Below are 16,939 nucleotides of genomic sequence, written 5' to 3'. Positions count from 1 at the left end.
GGGTCTCTACCGGCCGCCAAGACGCCCGGCGTTCGGAGGATCCTCCAACGGAGGACCGCGCACACCGGAGAAACTTTGGCGACCCGACCAGGCGCCGATACCCCATGGTACTGGTGACGCGGGGTATGTCGTCGCGCCCTCTTGACAACGCGCCGGGCCCCTGGGTTCTTCCGGCCGGGGCCCGATCGGTCAGCCGGACTCCTCCGCCAGCGCCCGCAGCCGCGACAGCGCCCGGTGCTGGGCCACCCGCACCGCGCCCGGCGACATGCCGAGCACCTCGCCGGTCTCCTCCGCCGACAGCCCGTCCGCCACCCGCAGCAGCACCAGTTCGCGCTGCCGGGCCGGCAGGTTGGACAGCAGCTCCTTGATCCACGCGGCGTCGCTGGACAGCAGCGCCCGCTCCTCCGGGCCGAGCGAGTCGTCCGGCGTCTCCGGCAGGTCGTCCGGCGGGATCACCGTCGAACCGGGCCCGCGCATCGCGGCCCGCTGCAGGTCGGCGATCTTGTGCGCGGCGATCCCGTACACGAAGGCCTCGAACGGGCGGCCGGTGTCCCGGTAGCGGGGCAGCGCGCACAGCACCGCGACGCACACCTCCTGCGCCACGTCGTCCACGTGGTGCCGGGCCCCGCCGGGCAGTCGCAGCAGCCGGCCGCGGCAGTACCGCAGCGCCAGCGGCAGCACGTAGCCGAGCAGTGCCTCGATCGCCGGGCCGTCCCCGCGCACCGCTGCCGCGACCAGCGCGGACTCCTCGGGCGAGGTCGCACCCGTGGACTGCGGGCGGCCCTCCGCGTCCGACGCGCCGTCGGATTCCGCCGACCGGCCCTCCGGCGCCGACGACGAACCGGCAGCCGCGCCCCCGGGGGCGGGCTGCGCCGGATCGGTCCCGGCCGCCTCCTCGTCGTCACGCATCGGTCCATGGTGCCTGGTCGGACCGGAAAACGCGGCACCGCGTCCGGACTTGTGCATCGGAACGTTATGCGTCGCCGGGTGCACCGTGCCGCCTCCCCTGCCTGTCCGCTGGTCCCCGAGGTGCTCCACTACTCCATGGTGCAGCCTCGGGACCACAACGTCACACGTCCGAGCGAGCGCAGTTGTCGCCGCACCCGCTCAGCGGACCAGGCCCCAGCGGAATCCCAGCGCCACCGCGTGCGCGCGGTCCGAGGCCCCGAGCTTCTTGAACAGCCGCCTGGCGTGCGTCTTCACGGTGTCCTCGGACAGGAACAGCTCGCGGCCGATCTCCGCGTTGCTGCGGCCGTGGCTCATCCCCTCCAGCACCTGGATCTCACGGGCCGTCAGCGTCGGCGCGGCGCCCATGTCCGGGCTGCGCAGCCGGCGCGGCGCCAGCCGCCAGGTCGGGTCGGCCAGCGCCTGGGTGACGGTGGCCCGCAGCTCGGCGCGCGAGGCGTCCTTGTGCAGGTAGCCGCGGGCCCCGGCGGCGACCGCGAGGGCCACGCCGTCCAGGTCCTCGGCCACGGTGAGCATGATGATCCGGGCGCCCGGGTCGGCCGAGAGCAGCCGGCGGACCGTCTCCACCCCGCCCAGTCCGGGCATCCGGACGTCCATCAGAACGAGATCGGAACGGTCGGCCACCCAGCGGCGGAGGACCTCCTCACCGTTCGTCGCAGTGGTCACCCGGTCCACGCCGGGCACGGTCGCCACCGCACGGCGCAGCGCCTCCCGGGCGAGCGGGGAATCGTCGCAGACGAGTACGGATGTCATGACCGTCGTCCTCCGCAGCTGATCCGCGTCACGTTGAGCCTCCTGGCTGGTACGAACCTCTCCGACACGGCCGCTGGGGGACGGACTCCGTTCCGATCGCCTCGCTCCGCGACCGATCCCGATGCCCTGCGCCCGCTGACCGCCTCCGTACATCCAACGACCGTCACTCGAATGAGTTACGGCTCAGGTCCATCTCCACCACTGTACGTGGCCAACCCATCACGCAAGAGCCACCTCGCGGTGCACACGCCGCACTTTTGTGCAGCTCGCGCGCGGTGCCCGCGCCGCGCACGCCTTCCGGACGCGGTCCACGCCCCGCCTGCCACCCGAATGGGGAACGGTGCAACTTAAAACCTATTGCACCGTTTGTCCGTTTTTATAGCTTCCGTCAGGTCATTGACTGTTGTGTCGGTCTGTGGGTGACTTGTCCGTGTAGTTGGGTGTAAGTCATATTTCCAGGTGTCCGTATCGGTCCCGCGCAGCCTCGCCGGAGCAACCCCGTCCGAGCCGCCAGGTCCCGCGCCCTCGAAGGGAATGAGCCATGGCAGATTTCTCCCGCCTCCCCGGCCCCAACGCAGACCTCTGGGACTGGCAGCTCTCCGCCGCCTGCCGCGGCGTCGACAGCTCGCTGTTCTTCCACCCCGAGGGCGAGCGCGGCGCGGCCCGGACCTCCCGCGAGGCGAGCGCCAAGGAGGTCTGCATGCGCTGCCCGGTACGCGCCCAGTGCGCGGCCCACGCCCTGGCCGTCCGCGAGCCCTACGGAGTCTGGGGCGGCATGACGGAGGACGAACGCGAAGAACTGCTCGGCCGCTCGCGGAACCGGCTGGTCCAGGTCCCGCTGGCCATGCCGCAGACCGTTCGCCAGTGAACCAACAGGAAAAACGTTTCTCTGCACGTACTGCGCCGCCCGCCCACCGGTCGGTGCGGACCCCTCACCGGGCGGCAGCCGCCGCCGCGAGCTGGTCCAGCATCAGCTCCACCGCCGGAACCCCCGCCAGGTCCGGCAGGGTCAACGCCACCACCTCGCGTCGCGCGGGCTCCCCCGACGCCACCCGCACCGGCACCGCCACCACCCCCGGGTGCCGCACCGACTCCAGCGCCAGGCCCGGCAGCACCGCCACCCCGAGACCCGCGCCCACCAGGCCCACCACCGCCGGATAGTCGTCGGTGGCGAACTCGATCGCCGGCGCGAAGCCCGCGTCCGTGCACAGTTCCACCAGGTGCCCCCGGCACTGCGGGCAGCCGGCGATCCACTGCTCCGCCGCCAGCTCCGCGAGATCCACCGGCTCGCCCTCGCCCCGGCCCGCCAGCGGGTGCCCCGCCGGCACCAGGCCCACCAGCGGATCGTCCAGCAGCGGCCGCACCACCAGCTCCGACCAGTCGTTCGCCGCGGCCGTCGCCGCCGCCTCCAACGTCGCCTCCGCGCGGGCCTCGCGCAGCGTCGCGTGCGGGGACGGCAGGCTCAGCCCGCCCTGCGAATCCGGGTACCGGAACGCCAGCGCCACCTCGCACTCCCCGCCACGCAGCATCGCCAGCGCCTGCGCCGGCTCCGCCTCCACCAACGACACCCGCACCCCCGGATGCGCCGCCCGCACCTGCGCCACCGACCGCGGCACCAGCGTCGAACTCGCCGTCGGGAACGAGACCAGCCGCACCCGGCCCGCCCGCAGCCCCGCGATCGCCGCGACCTCCTCCTCCGCGGCCGACAGCCCCGCGAGGATCCCGTTCGCGTGCTTCAACAGCACCCGCCCGGCCTCGCTCAGCTGCATCTCCCGCCCCGACCGCACCACCAGCGGGGTGTCCACGGCCTTCTCCAGCGCCTTCATCTGCTGACTCACCGCAGGCTGCGTGCACCCCAGCTCCCGCGCCGCGGCGGAGAAGGACCCGGTCCGGGCGACGGCGTGCAGAACGCGGAGGTGGCGGGCTTCGATCACGCCATCAACCTTAGGGGAGCCGCGAAACAGGGGAGAGCACCACCGGGGAGAGCACCACCAGGGAGAGCACCACCAGGGGCGCGGGGAACTGCGCGACCAGCCAGGCAACCGTCCGCACTCGACCCTCTCCCTCCCCGGCCCCACCCACCTGCGCCCACGCGAAAGGGCGCGAGGCCCTGCACGCTCCGGCCTCGCACTACGGGAGTGCATGGCCGGTCGCGCAGTTCCTCGCGCCCCTTCAGTGCCTAACGGCTAGTGCTTCAGTGGCTGTGGCCGTGCCCGCCGTGCGAGTGGCCGTGGCCCGCGGCCTCTTCCTCTTCCTTCTTCTCGACCACGAGGGTCTCGGTGGTGAGGAGCAGCGAGGCGATGGACGCGGCGTTCTCCAGGGCGGAGCGGGTGACCTTGACCGGGTCGATGACGCCGGCCTTGACCAGGTCGCCGTACTCGCCGGTGGCGGCGTTGTAGCCCTGGCCGGCCTCCAGCTCGGAGACCTTGGAGGTGATGACGTAGCCCTCCAGGCCGGCGTTCTGGGCGATCCAGCGCAGCGGCTCGACCAGCGCGCGGCGGACCACGGCGACACCGGTGGCCTCGTCGCCGGACAGGCCGAGGCCGTCCTCCAGGACCTTCGCGGCGTGCACCAGGGAGGCGCCGCCGCCGGCGACGATGCCCTCCTCGACCGCGGCGCGGGTCGCGGAGATGGCGTCCTCCAGGCGGTGCTTGCGCTCCTTGAGCTCGACCTCGGTGGCCGCGCCGACCTTGATCACGCAGACGCCGCCGGCCAGCTTGGCGAGGCGCTCCTGGAGCTTCTCGCGGTCCCAGTCGGAGTCGGTGTTGGCGATCTCGGCCTTGATCTGGGCGACCCGGCCGGCGACCGCGTCGGAGGCGCCGGCGCCGTCGACGACGATGGTCTCGTCCTTGGTGACGGTGATGCGGCGGGCGGAGCCCAGCACGTCCAGGCCGACCTGGTCGAGCTTGAGGCCGACCTCCTCGGAGATGACCTGGCCGCCGGTCAGGGTGGCGATGTCGCCGAGGATGGCCTTGCGGCGGTCACCGAAGCCGGGGGCCTTGACCGCGACCGCGTTGAAGGTGCCGCGGATCTTGTTGACCACCAGGGTGGACAGGGCCTCGCCGTCGACGTCCTCGGCGATGATCAGCAGCGGGCGGGAGCCGCCGGCCTGCAGGACCTTCTCCAGCAGCGGCAGGAGCTCCTGGATGGAGGAGATCTTGCCCTGGTTGATCAGGATGTACGGGTCCTCCAGGACGGCTTCCTGGCGCTCCGCGTCGGTGACGAAGTACGGCGACAGGTAGCCCTTGTCGAACTGCATGCCCTCGGTGAACTCGAGCTCGACGCCGAAGGTGTTGGACTCCTCGACGGTGATGACACCGTCCTTGCCGACCTTGTCGATCGCCTCGGCGATCAGCTCGCCGACCTGGGTGTCCTGGGCGGACAGCGAGGCGACGGCGGCGATGTCGTCCTTGCCCTCGATCTCGCGGGCGACCGACAGCAGGTGCTCGGAGACGGCGGCGACGGCCTTGTCGATGCCCTTCTTCAGGGCGGCCGGGCCGGCGCCGGCGGCGACGTTGCGCAGACCCTCGTTGACCAGGGCCTGGGCCAGCACGGTGGCGGTGGTGGTGCCGTCGCCCGCGACGTCGTTGGTCTTGGTGGCGACCTCCTTGACCAGCTGCGCGCCGAGGTTCTCGTACGGGTCGTCGAGCTCGACCTCGCGGGCGATGGTCACACCGTCGTTGGTGATGGTGGGGGCGCCGAACTTCTTGTCGATGACGACGTTGCGGCCCTTGGGGCCGATGGTCACCTTGACGGTGTCGGCCAGCTTGTTGACACCGCGCTCCAGCGAGCGGCGGGCGTCCTCGTCGAACTGCAGGGTCTTCGCCATGATCCCGTTTCCTCAGGGTGTGGTCTGCGTACGTGGAGCAACAACCGCGCCCCGGGCCCCTGTCAGTGTCGACACGGATCCGGGGCGGGCTGGGGACGTCTTACTTCTCGATGATGGCGAGAACGTCGCGAGCCGAGAGGACGAGGTACTCCTCGCCCTGGTACTTCACCTCGGTGCCGCCGTACTTCGAGTACAGGACGATGTCACCGACGGCGACGTCGAGCGGCAGACGCTGGCCGTCCTCGAAGCGGCCCGGGCCGACGGCCAGGACGACGCCCTCCTGGGGCTTCTCCTTGGCGGTGTCCGGGATCACCAGGCCGGAGGCGGTGGTGGTCTCGGCGTCGAGCGGCTGGACCACAATGCGGTCCTCGAGCGGCTTGATGGCAACCTTGCTGCTGGTGGTCACGTCCGAGCTCCCCTTCGGAGATTACGGGGTTGTCTAACAGGTAGGTGGGCGATGGTGCGCAACTGCCGTCGCGGGGGTCAGACACGCATCGTCGCGTTAGCACTCCCCCTGGGGAGAGTGCCAGGAACGACCTTAGGACGCCGTTAGCACTCAGTCAACCAGAGTGCCAACGACGTCGTGTCGGATTTGGGTACGGCACCCCCGGAGCTGAGGGCCGGTACTCAGGAATCGGCGCCGACTCCCGCGCCAGGATCGGCACATGACGAGGACAAGGCCCTCGGTCCGGCGGGATGTGTTCCATGCGCTCCGGTTGACGGCACTGGAGGCCCCGCTGCTGGCGGCGGTGACGCTCTCGGCGCTCCGCGGATGACCGGGCGGGCAGGCTGAGTGCGGATACTCAGGCGCGCCCCGGCCGTGCGGCCCGAGACTGGCGGCCATGTCTCGTGCTCAGAAGTTGGTCATCGACGTCCCGGCCATGCTCGGGCTGCTGTGCCTGAACGCGGTCGTCGGGGCCTGGGCGTTCCTGTACCTCGGGTTCTCCACCATGGCCTCGGACGGCGAGGAGGCGCCCGACACGGTCCTGGTGCTGTTCCTCTGCGCCGCGCTGCCGACGGTGATCGCCGCGCTGGCCGGGTGGCGGCGGTACTGGGTGACCGCCGTGGTGCACGTGGTGCTGGCGCTCGCGGTGCTGGGGTTGGCCCTCGCCGGGTACGCGTACGAGCACCGGCAGGACGGGGAGCGCCGGCCGGCGCCGCTGCCGAGCGACTACCACCCCTGCTACAGCGGCTCGGACTGCTCGGCGACCGGCGGGTGAGCGGGCGGCGAGAATGAGGGGGTGGAGATCGAATCGTTCCGGGCGCTGCTGACCGAGCAGGGGCAGGCGCTGCTGGCCGAGTTGCGGGAGTTCACGGCGGAGCAGGAGCTCGCGCTGGCGACCCGGTTGCGGCGGGAGTATCCGGCCGAGCTGGTGCGGGCGGCGTTCGAGCAGGCGCGGCTGCGGCAGCGGGCGGAGGCGAAGTTCGGGGCGGACGCGCGGTCGATGTACTTCACCCAGAACGGGGTGGAGCAGGCGACCCGGCGCAGTGTGGCCGAGTGGCGGGCGGGGCGGTTCGCGGCGCTCGGGGTGAAGCGGCTGGCGGACCTGTGCTGCGGGATCGGCGGGGACGCGATCGCGCTGGCGCGGGCCGGGATCGCGGTGCTGGCGGTCGACCGCGACGAGCTGACCTGCGAGGTGGCGCGGGCGAACGCGGCGGCGCTGGGCGTGGCGGAGCTGGTGGAGGTGCGCTGCGCGGACGTCGCGGACGTCGACACGGACGGGTTCGACGCGGTGTTCACCGACCCGGCGCGGCGCACCTCGCGGGGCCGGGTGTTCGACCCGGAGGCGTACTCGCCGCCGCTGTCCTGGGCGGTGGAGGCGGCCCGGCGCACCCCGTTCGGGGCGTTGAAGGTGGCGCCGGGGATTCCGCACGAGCTGGTGCCGGAGGGCGCCGAGGCGGAGTGGGTGTCGGACCGGGGCGAGGTGAAGGAGGCGGTGCTGTGGTTCGGCACGGCGTCCGCCGAGCCGTACCGCGCGACGCTCCTGCCCGGCCCGCACTCGCTGGCCGGCGGCGCGCTGCCGGATCCGCCGGTGGGCCCGGTGGGGCGATACCTGTACGAGCCGGACGGCGCGGTGATCCGGGGCCGGATGGTCGCGGAGGTGGTGGCGTCGACGAACGGGCGGCTGCTCGACCCGATGATCGCGTACGTCACCTCGGACGAGCTGCACCCGACGCCGTACGCGCATGCCTACGAGCTGACGGACGTACTGCCGTACAACGTGAAGAAGTTGAAGGCGCTGGTGAAGGAGCGCCGGATCGGCACCGTGGTGATCAAGAAGCGCGGGGCGTCGGTGGTCCCTGAGGAGCTGCGGCGGCAGTTGAAGCCGTCCGGGCCGAACGCGGTGACGGTGATCGTGGCCCGTACCGCGGCCGGCCCGGTGATGATGCTGGGTCAGCCGGTGGGCCTGGCGATGTAGTCGTCGAGCCGGGCGACGGTGAAGCCCTGCTCCTGGATGCGGGAGAGCATCTCGCCGAACATCTGGGTCATCGTCTCGCCCTTGAGGTCGGACGGGCCGCGGAAGTGGGCCAGGATGATGTCGCCGCTCTTCAGCTTCTTGTCCGCGGCCTGGTACTGCATGTCGTGGATCTGCATGGATTCACGCCACAGCACGATGGCGCGCGGCCCGCACTCCTGCACGGAGGTGTTCAGCGTCGGGGTGTGGGCGCCGTCGCCGTAGGGCGGGCGGAACAGGTACGGGGCGGTGCCGTACTGCTCGGCGAGGGCGGTCTGGTCGTCGCAGATCTGGCTCTTCTGCTGGGCGCCGGAGAGCTTGCTCATCACCGGGTGGTTGACGGTGTGGTTCTGGACGGTGTTGCCGAGCGCCTGGAGCTGCTTGAAGTAGGCGTAGTCGTTCTTGACGATGTCCCTGGTCAGGAACATCGTGATCGGCACCTTCAGGTCGGTGAGCATCTGGACGAACTTCGGGTCCTTCTCGGCCCCGTCGTCGATGGTGATGAAGACGACCTTGTCCTGGGTGGGGACTTCGCTGAACACCGGCACCGGACCGGTCTTCGTCAGCTTGATCGGCTTGTCGGCGGGCGGCGCGGGCGCCTTCGGCAGCGGCTTGAGGCCCCACTTGGCCCAGGCGGCGTCGCCGACCGCGTCCTGCGCGGGGGCCGAGGCGGCGCCCGACGGCGCGGAGGAGGCGGCAGAGGACGCGGCGGCCGGCTGGGCGGGGGCCGCCGACTTCGCGGCGGGCGCGGAACTGCCGCACCCACTGGCCGCCAGCAGCACGGCGAGCGCCCCCGCCGCGTACCCGATCCGGGCGCTGTTCGTCACCGGTGTCCCCCGCTCTTCAGCTCTACAGACGTGTCGATGTTCTGGACGAACGCTACCGGCTCCGCGGTTGCCTAACCGACGTCCGTACGGGTGAACGTCCAGTGGTGCACCGGGCGCGCCAGCAGCTCGGCCGGGGGCTCCGGCACCGGCTGCGGCTCGCCGGCCCAGAGCGCGATCAGCAGCACCCGCTCGCCGGGCGCGGTGAACAGCTCGACCCGTTCCAGGCCGTCCGCCCCGCGCACCGCCGGGAGCGCGAACTCCCGCGCCCAGGCGTGCAGTTCACCGCCCCGGCCGGCCGTCGCCCGGGCCTCCCACATCGCCGCCAGGGTCACTTCAGCGCCTCGTGGGCGTGCGCGTGGAAGTCGGTGTGCGGGACGTGGGTCTCGGTCACCGGCAGCGAGGAGTCCGCCGACAGGTCGAAGGAAGAGGGGGTGCGGTTGCGCCAGACCATCTCCGCGCCGAGCGCCGCCACCATCGCGCCGTTGTCGGTGCACAGGCCCGGGCGCGGCACCCGCAGCACGATGCCCGCCTTGTCGCAGCGCTGCTGGGCCATCTCGCGCAGCCGGGAGTTCGCGGCGACGCCGCCGCCGATCATCAGGTGGTCGACGTCGTTGTCCTTGCAGGCCCGGACGGCCTTGCGGGTGAGCACGTCGGTGACCGCCTCCTGGAAGGACGCGGCGACGTCCGCCACCGGCACGTTCTCGCCGGCCCGGCGCCTGGCCTCGACCCAGCGCGCCACGGCGGTCTTCAGGCCGGAGAAGGAGAAGTCGTAGGCCGGGTCGCTCGCGCTGCTCAGGCCGCGTGGGAAGGCGATCGCCCGGCCGTCGCCCTCGCGGGCCATCCGGTCCACCACCGGCCCGCCGGGGAAGCCCAGGCCGAGCACCCGCGCGACCTTGTCGAAGGCCTCGCCGGCCGCGTCGTCGATGGTCGCGCCGAGCGGCCGCACGTCGGTGGTGATGTCGCCGGACAGCAGCAGCGAGGAGTGCCCGCCGGAGACCAGCAGCGCCATGGTCGGCTCGGGCAGCCGGCCGTGCTCCAGCTGGTCGACGCAGATGTGCGAGGCCAGGTGGTTGACGCCGTACAGCGGCTTGTCCAGCGCCCACGCGTACGCCTTGGCGGCGCTCACGCCGACCAGCAGCGCGCCGGCCAGGCCGGGGCCCGCGGTGACGGCGATGCCGTCCAGGTCGCTCGCCTTGACGCCGGCGGTGTCCAGCGCCCGCTGGATGGTGGGGACCATCGCCTCCAGGTGCGCCCGGCTGGCGATCTCCGGGACGACGCCGCCGAACCGGGCGTGGTCGTTGACCGAGGAGGCGACCGCGTCGGCGAGCAGCGTGGTGCCGCGGACGATGCCGACGCCGGTCTCGTCGCAGGAGGTCTCGATTCCGAGGACGAGCGGTTCGTCAGCCATTGTGATGATCCTTCAGATCGCTTGCATCGCTTGCCAGGTGGTCCAGACGCATCACCAGTGCGTCCACGTTGGCGGGCTGGTAGTAGCCCCGCCGGATGCCGACCGGCTCGAACCCGAACCGCTCGTACAGCCGCTGCGCGCGCAGGTTGTCCACCCGCACCTCCAGCAGCAGCTCGGCGCAGCCGCGCCGGACCGACTCCTCGACCAGGTCGGTCAGCAGCATCGCGCCGAGGCCCGCGCCCTGGTGCCCGGACTCCACCGCGATGGTCTGCACGTCGCCGTCCGCGCCGACGGCCATCAGCCCGGCGTACCCGACGACCCGGTCGTCCTCGTCCACCGCGACCACGTAGTGCCGGCTGCCGCCCGGGTGGGTCTCGGCCAGCTCGGACCAGTACATCCCGCGCGACCAGGCGTCCTCGGGGAACAGCAGGTGCTCCAACGCCATCACGGGCTCGATGTCCCACCAGCGCATGGGGCGCAGCGCGAACCTAGCCACGGTCGCCGACTCCCGTGCGCGTCACGCCGGAAGCACCGCCTTGTAGCCGGCGGGCACCTGGGCGTCCGGGCGGCGCAGGTACAGCGGGGCGTTCGGCAGCAGTGCGCGGCCGGCGGCCAGCTCGCGGACGGCGAAGTCGGCGAGCGCGCCGGCCGAGACGTGCTCGGGGCCGCTCGCCGCCGGCAGGCCGTACAGCAGCGCGCCCGCGCCGACCGTCCGCGCGCCGGGCTCGATCTCCGCCGGGCGGTCCACCGCCGGGCCCGAGACACGGGCGCCGGACGCGTCGTAGGAGGCCCAGTAGACCTCCTTGCGGCGGGCGTCGGTGGCGACCGAGAAGGCGCCGTCCAGACCCTCGGTGCGGGCCTGGTGGGCGATCGCGTCGAGGGTGCAGACGCCGTGCACGGGCAGGCCGAGCGCGTCGCCGAGCGCGGCGGCGGTCACCAGGCCGACCCGCAGGCCGGTGTACGGGCCGGGGCCGACGCCGACCGCCAGGTCGGTGAGCTGCCGCTTGTCCACGCCGGCGGTGCGCAGCACGGCGTCGATGGTGGGCAGCAGCAGTTCGCCGTGCCGACGGGCGTCGACCTCGTAGGACTCGGCGAGCACGCGCTCGCCGTCGTGGACGGCGGCCGTGACGGCGGGGGTGGCGGTGTCGAAGGCGAGGAGGAGCACGGGTTCAAGGTTAGAGGGTCCGGCGCGGGTGCCCGCACCGGCCGGGAACACACGATCGGAAGAGGCCGAAGCGGCGGCGCGGACCTGGCACGATGGGCTCGGACGTGTGGCGCGGAGCGTTGAGGAGCGGACGTGGCGAAGCTGGGCCCTGGTGTGGTGGTCGGCGGACTGACCCTGGGCGCCGTGGCGGTGATCGGGCTGCTGGCGTTCCAGGCGAACGGCGCCGCGTCCCGCGCGGTGGCGAGCACCCCGGCCTCGGCGAGCGCCCCCTCCGCGGCGGCCTCGCCGTCGGCGAGCGAGAAGCCGACCGCTCCCCCGCTGCCGGCGGACTCCGGGGCGGGCCTGCGGGTGGTGTTCTCGTTGAAGGACCGCCAGGTGTGGCTGGTCGATCCGAAGAAGCCGGAGCAGGTGGTCGCCTCGTTCCGGGTGACGCCGAGCAACGCGCTGCCGAACCCGGGCGCGTACACCGTCTACAGCCGCACCGCGGCGGGCACCGGCACCGACGGCCGGCAGATCGAGCACGTGGTGCGGTTCGCCCAGCAACAGGGCACGGTGTTCGGTTTCAGCGCACTGGTGGACGAGAACGCGCCCGCGCCCTCGCTGGACCCGAAGACCAAGCTGGGCGGCATCCGGGCGTCCCGCGCCGACGGCCAGGTGCTGTGGGACTTCGCGCCGAACGGCACCCGGGTGGTCGTCGTCGCCTGACCCCGGGCCGGGCGCTACGCGGCGTGGCGCTCCGGCGGGGTGGAGACCGCCTCGGCGGCCCGGCAGGACGCCAGCAGCGCCCGCATCGGCACCGGCGGGGCCTCGGCGTCCTTGCGCGGCTGCTCCGGGTCGGGGCGGGCCGCCTCGACGGGGGCGTCGGCCGGCTCGGGACGGGGGGTGGTGCTCGCCATGGGGCGCCTCCCTAGTTAGGCACACCTAACCTGCTGCCGCCATCCCATCACGCCCACCGGCCGGGCCGCAACAGTTTCCCGACGCGCTGTCGGAAACCCCGCTCAGTTGTCACCCAATACGGTGAGGTCCACGTCGTCCCAGCGACCGCCGAGCCCGGTCACGGTGACCCGGCGCCCGTCCGCCTCCTCGGTGACGTCCGCCTCCGCGCCGCCCAGGGTCCGGTCGATCCGGACCTCCAGCCGGTCCTCGGACAGCTGCTCGACCTTGCCCTCGCCCCACTCGACCACGATCACCGACTCCGGCAGCGAGACGTCCAGGTCGAGGTCCTCCATCTCGTCCAGGCCGCCGCCCAGCCGGTACGCGTCCACGTGCACCAGTGCCGGGCCGCCGGTCAGCGACGGGTGCACCCGGGCGATCACGAAGGTCGGCGAGGTGACCGCGCCGCGCACCCCCAGGCCCTCCCCCAGGCCGCGGGTCAGCGTGGTCTTGCCCGCGCCCAGCTCCCCCGACAGCAGCACCAGGTCGCCGGGGCGCAGCAGGGCGGCGAGCTGCCGGCCGAGGCCGGTCATCCGCTCCGCGGTGGCGACGGTCAGAGTGGTCTGCGAACCCATGGCGTCCTTCTTCGTTCGTTGCGGCCACCCCTACGGTGCCACACCGCGCGCGGGCGCCCGCTCAGGCCTGGGGCCGCTGCCCGTCCGACCCCTCCGGCGCCTGCGGCAGCGGACCGGTGCCGGCCCGCTCGGCGGCCCGCTCCAGCAGGGCGAGCAGCTCCCGGTCGACCGGCTCGGCGCGCTCCAGCATCACCAGGTGCCCGGCGTTCTCCACCAGCACCAGCCGGGAGCCGGGCAGCGCCGCCGCGATCGCCTCGGAGTACTCGGGCGGGGTGAGCAGGTCCTTCGTGCCGGCCAGCACCAGGGTGGGCACGCCGTCCAGCGCGGCCAGCGCCGCCTGCTTGTCGTGCAGCGCGAACGCCGGGTAGAACTCGGCGACCACGTCGATCCGCGTCGCGTCCAGCAGCTGCTCGGCGAACCGCGCCACTCCCGGGTCCACGTCCTGCCCGCCGAACGAGAACCGCCGGTAGAACACCGCCGCCAGCTCCGACCCCCACCGCCGGGTCGCCTCCACCAGCTCGACCTGGCGACCCAGCAGCCGCACCACGCCGGGCGCGACCCGCTTCATCACCTTCGCCCCCGCGGCGGGCAACCCCAGCGTCACCGAGTCCCAGCCGCCCGCGAGCGTGCCGATCAGCGCCACGCCCGCCACCCGGCCGTCCGGGCCGAACAGCTCGGGGTGCTGGGCGGCCAGCGCCAGCACCGTCATGCCGCCCATCGAATGCCCCACCAGGACGACCGGGCCCTCGGGCACCACCGCGTCCAGCACCGCCCGCAGGTCCGCGCCGAGCTGGTCGATCGAGGCCGGCTCGCCCTTCAGGTACGACCGGGAGCGCTCCGAACGCCCGTGGCTGCGCTGGTCCCAGAAGACGCCGGGCAGCACGCCCCGCAGCGCCGCCCGCTGGAAGTGCCAGCTGTCCTGGTTCAGGCAGTACCCGTGGCAGAACACCACCGTCGGACCCGGCCCGTCGGCGGCGTCCACCTCCACGTACAGCTCGGTGCCGTCGTCCGCCCGCACCCGCTGCGGCGCCCCCCGCAGCGACCCGAACGGCGCCGCCGCGTCCAGCTCCTCCCGCGCCCGCCGCCGCATCGCCCGCCCCACCGTCAACCGCTCCACCGCGACGCCGGCGGCGGCCCCGGCGGCCAGCACCCCGAGCGATATCCCGATCAGCCCGGCCCTGGAGACCCCTGACGACTCAGCCATTCGGCAGTGCCCCGCCCACGTACCGCCGAGGCACCCGCCCCCCGATCCGGGTGATGATCTCGTACGACAACGTCCCGCAGGCCCGCGCCCAGTCCTCCGCCGTCGGCTCGCCCCGGTCGCCCGGGCCGAACAGCACGGCTTCCTCGCCGACCTCGGGCAGGTCCCCGCCCAGGTCCACCACGAACTGGTCCATGGCGACCCGCCCGGCCACCCGGTAGCGGCCGGAGCCGATCTGCACCGGCCCGGTGTTGCTCGCGTGGCGCGGGATGCCGTCCGCGTAGCCGATCGGGATCAGGCCGAGGGTGGTCGGCCCGGGCGTCAGGTAGTGGTGGCCGTAGGAGACGCCGTGGCCGCCGGGGACGCGCTTGACCAGGGCGAGCCGGGCGGCCAGCGACATGACGGGCCGCAGGCCGAAGTCGGCGGGCGTCCCGAAGTCGGGCACCGGCGACAGGCCGTACATGGCGAGGCCGGGCCGGACCAGGTCGTAGTGCGACTGCGGGAGCAGCAGGGTGGCCGGGGAGTTGGCCAGGTGCCGCACCTCGGGGTCGAGGCCGGAGCGCTCGGCGAACGCCAGGGCCTGCGCGAAGGAGTCCAACTGGGTCTGGATGGACGGGTGTCCGGGCTCGTCGGCGGCGGCGAAGTGCGACCACACGCCGACCACCCGCAGCAGCCCGTCGGCCTGCGCCTTCGCGGCGTTGTCGACCAGGTCGGGCCAGTCGTGCGGCTGGCAGCCGTTGCGGCCGAGGCCGGTGTCGGCCTTGAGGTGGACCCGGGCCGGGATGCCGGTGGCGCGGACGGCGGCGAGCAGCTCGTCCAGCGCCCACTGGCCGCCGATCGAGATGTCCACGGACTCGCGCAGCGCCTGCTCCCACGGGCCGCCGGGCGTCCACAGCCAGCACAGGATGCGGGCCTGCTCGGGGCCGATGCCGGCGGCGCGCAGGGCGAGCGCCTCCTGCGGGGTGGCGGTGCCGAGCCAGCCGGCGCCGGCGGCGATCGCCTCCCGGGCGCACTGCAGCGCGCCGTGGCCGTAGGCGTCGGCCTTGACCACGGCCATCAACTCGGGGCCGTCGGTGCGGGCGCGCAGCGCGGCCAGGTTGTCGCGCAGGGCGGCCAGATCGATCGTCGCCTCGGCGCGGACCCCCTCGGTCAGCGCGGGTGTCCCGGTGGTGTTCGCAGTCGTCATCGCGTATCAGTCTCCCAGACCCCCGCCGGTCCCCCCATCAGGGGCGCGGCCGACCGGGTCCTGCCACCTGTCCCGCCGGACGCCCCGCCTGTGTCCACGCGGCGGAGCGCATTCCGGTTCCAGGGCCCCGCGCGGGCGGGCGTCAGTCGGTCAGCGAGCGCCAGGCCGGGTGCAGCGCGTCGGCGATGTCCAGGGCCGTGATCGGGGCGCCCGTGCCGCTGGCGTGGCGGCCGGCCAGGCCGTGCAGGTAGGCGGCGGCGGAGGCGGCGTCGAGGGGGGTGAGGCCGGCGGCGAGGAGGGAGCCGGTCAGGCCGGAGAGGACGTCGCCGCTGCCGGCGGTGCCGAGCCAGGCGGTGCCGGTGGCGTTGACCCGGGCGGTGCCGTCGGGGTCGGCGACGACGGTGGTGGAGCCCTTGAGCAGGACGGTCGCGCCGTAGCGGGCGGCGAGCAGCCGGGCGGACCGGAGGCGGCGGGCGGCGACGGTGTCCGCGTCGGTGTGCTCGCCGACGCCGGCCAGCAGGCGCGCGGCCTCGCCGGCGTGCGGGGTGAGCAGGGTGGGGGCGGGCCGGCCGGCCAGCAGGTCGGGGCCGAGGCGGGCGAGTTCGGTGAGCGCGTCGGCGTCGGCCAGCACCGGCACCTCGGTGTCGAGGGCCTCGCGCAGGGACCGTTCGGCGCCGTCGCCGCCGCCCGGGCCGACCACCCAGGCCTGGACCCGTCCCGCGTGGGCCGGGCCGGCGTCGGTGACCAGCGCCTCCGGGTGCCGCCGCACCACCTCCTCGGCCGCGTGCCCGGTGTACCGCACCGCGCCCGCGCCGCCGCGCAGCGCCCCCGCGACGGCGAGCAGCGCCGCGCCCGGGTAGCGGGCGGAGCCGGCGGCGACACCGACCACGCCCCGCCGGTACTTGTCGCTCTCGGTGGCCGGGACGGGCAGCAGCGCGGCCACGTCGGCGTGCTGGAGCGCCTGGACGGGGGCGGGCGGCAGGTCGAGCCCGATCTCCACCAGGGTCACCACGCCCGCGTACGTCGCGCCCGGGTCGACCAGCAGGCCGGGCTTGTGGGTGCCGAAGCAGACCGTGACGTCGGCGCGCAGCGCGGGGCCGGCCACCTCGCCGGTGTCGGGGTCGACGCCGGACGGCACGTCGACGGCGACGACGGGGCCGCGGCGCTCCATGGTGGCGAAGGGCGCGGCGGCGGGGCGCAGCGGGCCGCGGCCGCCGATGCCGACGATGCCGTCCAGCACCAGGTCGGCGCGGGCGAACGCGCCGACGTCGTCGGTGGTCCGGCCGCCGGCGGCCAGCAGCGCGGCGAGGCCCTCGGCGTGGGCCTTGGCGGGGTCGAGCAGCAGCGCCTCGGCGCGGGCCCCGCGACGGGCGAGGCGTGCGGCGGCGAAGAGCGCGTCGCCGCCGTTGTCGCCGGAGCCGGCCAGCACGAGGATGCGGCTGCCGTAGACCCGGGGCAGCAGTCCGGCGCAGGTCGCGGCGAGGCCGGCGGCGGCGCGCTGCATCAGGGTGCCTTCGGGGAGGGCGGCCATCAAGGTGGCTTCGGCGGCGCGGACTTGCTCTACGCGGTGGGCGTGGCGCATGTGGATCTCCTCCGGAGGGCGCGAGCACGTGCAAGTCATTCTCGGTGCCGCGATCTCA

19 protein-coding genes are annotated in these 16,939 nt (G+C 73.8%); 4 read left to right on the top strand and 15 right to left on the bottom strand.

The genetic code is table 11. The features are described 5' to 3' along the window. Positions 1-189: 189 nt before the first annotated feature. The gene (gene shbA, locus ACWEMJ_RS21065; protein WP_452138605.1) at positions 190-909 is read right to left on the bottom strand and encodes an RNA polymerase sigma factor ShbA; all 720 of its coding nucleotides are present in this window, start codon (positions 907-909) and stop codon (positions 190-192) included. A 198-nt stretch (positions 910-1,107) separates the two neighbouring features. Further along, a complete protein-coding gene (locus tag ACWEMJ_RS21060; RefSeq protein WP_014136228.1) occupies positions 1,108-1,719 on the bottom strand; it encodes a response regulator transcription factor in 612 nt (203 codons plus the stop codon). Positions 1,720-2,260: 541 nt separating this feature from the next. Here ACWEMJ_RS21060 and ACWEMJ_RS21055 point away from each other — a divergent pair. Then, positions 2,261-2,587, top strand: coding sequence for a WhiB family transcriptional regulator (locus ACWEMJ_RS21055; protein ID WP_452138604.1), 327 nt, complete (start codon positions 2,261-2,263; stop codon positions 2,585-2,587). 64 nt (positions 2,588-2,651) lie between these two features. Here the strand turns inward: ACWEMJ_RS21055 and ACWEMJ_RS21050 are convergent, their stop codons facing one another. The 3 genes from ACWEMJ_RS21050 to groES form a co-directional block, all read right to left on the bottom strand. Further along, positions 2,652-3,653, bottom strand: a complete 1,002-nt coding sequence (locus tag ACWEMJ_RS21050) for a LysR family transcriptional regulator (protein WP_452138603.1) — start codon at positions 3,651-3,653, stop codon at positions 2,652-2,654. Between the two features lie 260 nt (positions 3,654-3,913). Further along, entirely contained in the window at positions 3,914-5,548 is a 1,635-nt protein-coding gene (gene groL, locus ACWEMJ_RS21045) for a chaperonin GroEL (RefSeq protein WP_452138602.1), read from the bottom strand. Between the two features lie 100 nt (positions 5,549-5,648). Next, entirely contained in the window at positions 5,649-5,954 is a 306-nt protein-coding gene (gene groES / locus ACWEMJ_RS21040) for a co-chaperone GroES (RefSeq protein WP_014136232.1), read from the bottom strand. A 436-nt stretch (positions 5,955-6,390) separates the two neighbouring features. Between groES and ACWEMJ_RS21035 the strand changes: the two genes are divergently transcribed. Then, a complete protein-coding gene (locus ACWEMJ_RS21035) occupies positions 6,391-6,768 on the top strand; it encodes a DUF6234 family protein (protein WP_452138601.1) in 378 nt (125 codons plus the stop codon). A 21-nt stretch (positions 6,769-6,789) separates the two neighbouring features. Next, on the top strand, positions 6,790-7,968 hold the full coding sequence (locus ACWEMJ_RS21030) for a class I SAM-dependent methyltransferase (RefSeq protein ID WP_452138600.1): 1,179 nt from the start codon (positions 6,790-6,792) through the stop codon (positions 7,966-7,968). Here the strand turns inward: ACWEMJ_RS21030 and ACWEMJ_RS21025 are convergent. The 5 genes from ACWEMJ_RS21025 to tsaB form a co-directional block, all read right to left on the bottom strand. Beyond that, positions 7,944-8,831 (bottom strand): polysaccharide deacetylase family protein, encoded by an 888-nt coding sequence (locus ACWEMJ_RS21025; RefSeq protein WP_452138599.1) that lies wholly within the window; start codon positions 8,829-8,831, stop codon positions 7,944-7,946. The genes ACWEMJ_RS21030 and ACWEMJ_RS21025 overlap by 25 nt on opposite strands. 71 nt (positions 8,832-8,902) lie before the next feature. Next, complete coding sequence (locus ACWEMJ_RS21020) at positions 8,903-9,148, bottom strand: hypothetical protein (RefSeq protein ID WP_452138598.1); 246 nt, start codon at positions 9,146-9,148, stop codon at positions 8,903-8,905. A gap of 11 nt (positions 9,149-9,159) precedes the next feature. Further along, positions 9,160-10,239 carry a tRNA (adenosine(37)-N6)-threonylcarbamoyltransferase complex transferase subunit TsaD gene (tsaD, locus tag ACWEMJ_RS21015; protein ID WP_452138597.1) on the bottom strand — a complete coding sequence of 360 codons (1,080 nt, stop codon included), beginning with the start codon at positions 10,237-10,239 and terminating at the stop codon, positions 9,160-9,162. Further along, on the bottom strand, positions 10,232-10,735 hold the full coding sequence (rimI, locus tag ACWEMJ_RS21010; protein WP_452138596.1) for a ribosomal protein S18-alanine N-acetyltransferase: 504 nt from the start codon (positions 10,733-10,735) through the stop codon (positions 10,232-10,234). Before rimI ends, tsaD begins: the two co-directional genes overlap by 8 nt. Before the next feature lie 21 nt (positions 10,736-10,756). Beyond that, the gene (tsaB, locus tag ACWEMJ_RS21005; RefSeq protein ID WP_452138595.1) at positions 10,757-11,404 is read right to left on the bottom strand and encodes a tRNA (adenosine(37)-N6)-threonylcarbamoyltransferase complex dimerization subunit type 1 TsaB; all 648 of its coding nucleotides are present in this window, start codon (positions 11,402-11,404) and stop codon (positions 10,757-10,759) included. Positions 11,405-11,536: 132 nt separating this feature from the next. On the opposite strand from tsaB, the gene ACWEMJ_RS21000 reads away from it, so the two are divergent. Beyond that, complete coding sequence (locus ACWEMJ_RS21000; RefSeq protein ID WP_452138594.1) at positions 11,537-12,109, top strand: hypothetical protein; 573 nt, start codon at positions 11,537-11,539, stop codon at positions 12,107-12,109. A gap of 14 nt (positions 12,110-12,123) precedes the next feature. On the opposite strand, the gene ACWEMJ_RS20995 is transcribed toward ACWEMJ_RS21000, so the two are convergent. From ACWEMJ_RS20995 to ACWEMJ_RS20975, 5 genes are all read right to left on the bottom strand, one after another. Continuing rightward, a complete protein-coding gene (locus ACWEMJ_RS20995; protein WP_452138593.1) occupies positions 12,124-12,300 on the bottom strand; it encodes a hypothetical protein in 177 nt (58 codons plus the stop codon). A gap of 102 nt (positions 12,301-12,402) precedes the next feature. After that, the gene (gene tsaE, locus ACWEMJ_RS20990) at positions 12,403-12,912 is read right to left on the bottom strand and encodes a tRNA (adenosine(37)-N6)-threonylcarbamoyltransferase complex ATPase subunit type 1 TsaE (protein WP_452138592.1); all 510 of its coding nucleotides are present in this window, start codon (positions 12,910-12,912) and stop codon (positions 12,403-12,405) included. A gap of 61 nt (positions 12,913-12,973) precedes the next feature. After that, positions 12,974-14,116: an alpha/beta fold hydrolase gene (locus ACWEMJ_RS20985; RefSeq protein WP_452138591.1), complete on the bottom strand. Its 1,143-nt coding sequence runs from the start codon at positions 14,114-14,116 to the stop codon at positions 12,974-12,976. Beyond that, entirely contained in the window at positions 14,109-15,299 is a 1,191-nt protein-coding gene (gene alr, locus ACWEMJ_RS20980; protein ID WP_452138590.1) for an alanine racemase, read from the bottom strand. The genes ACWEMJ_RS20985 and alr overlap by 8 nt, the downstream gene beginning before the upstream one ends. A 142-nt stretch (positions 15,300-15,441) precedes the next feature. Further along, the gene (locus ACWEMJ_RS20975) at positions 15,442-16,881 is read right to left on the bottom strand and encodes an NAD(P)H-hydrate dehydratase (protein ID WP_452138589.1); all 1,440 of its coding nucleotides are present in this window, start codon (positions 16,879-16,881) and stop codon (positions 15,442-15,444) included. Between the last annotated feature and the right edge of the window lie 58 nt (positions 16,882-16,939).

This window comes from Kitasatospora sp. NPDC004531 (assembly GCF_053602195.1).
Note: the sequence above shows the minus strand (reverse complement) of the source record. Positions and strands in the feature narration are given on the sequence as shown.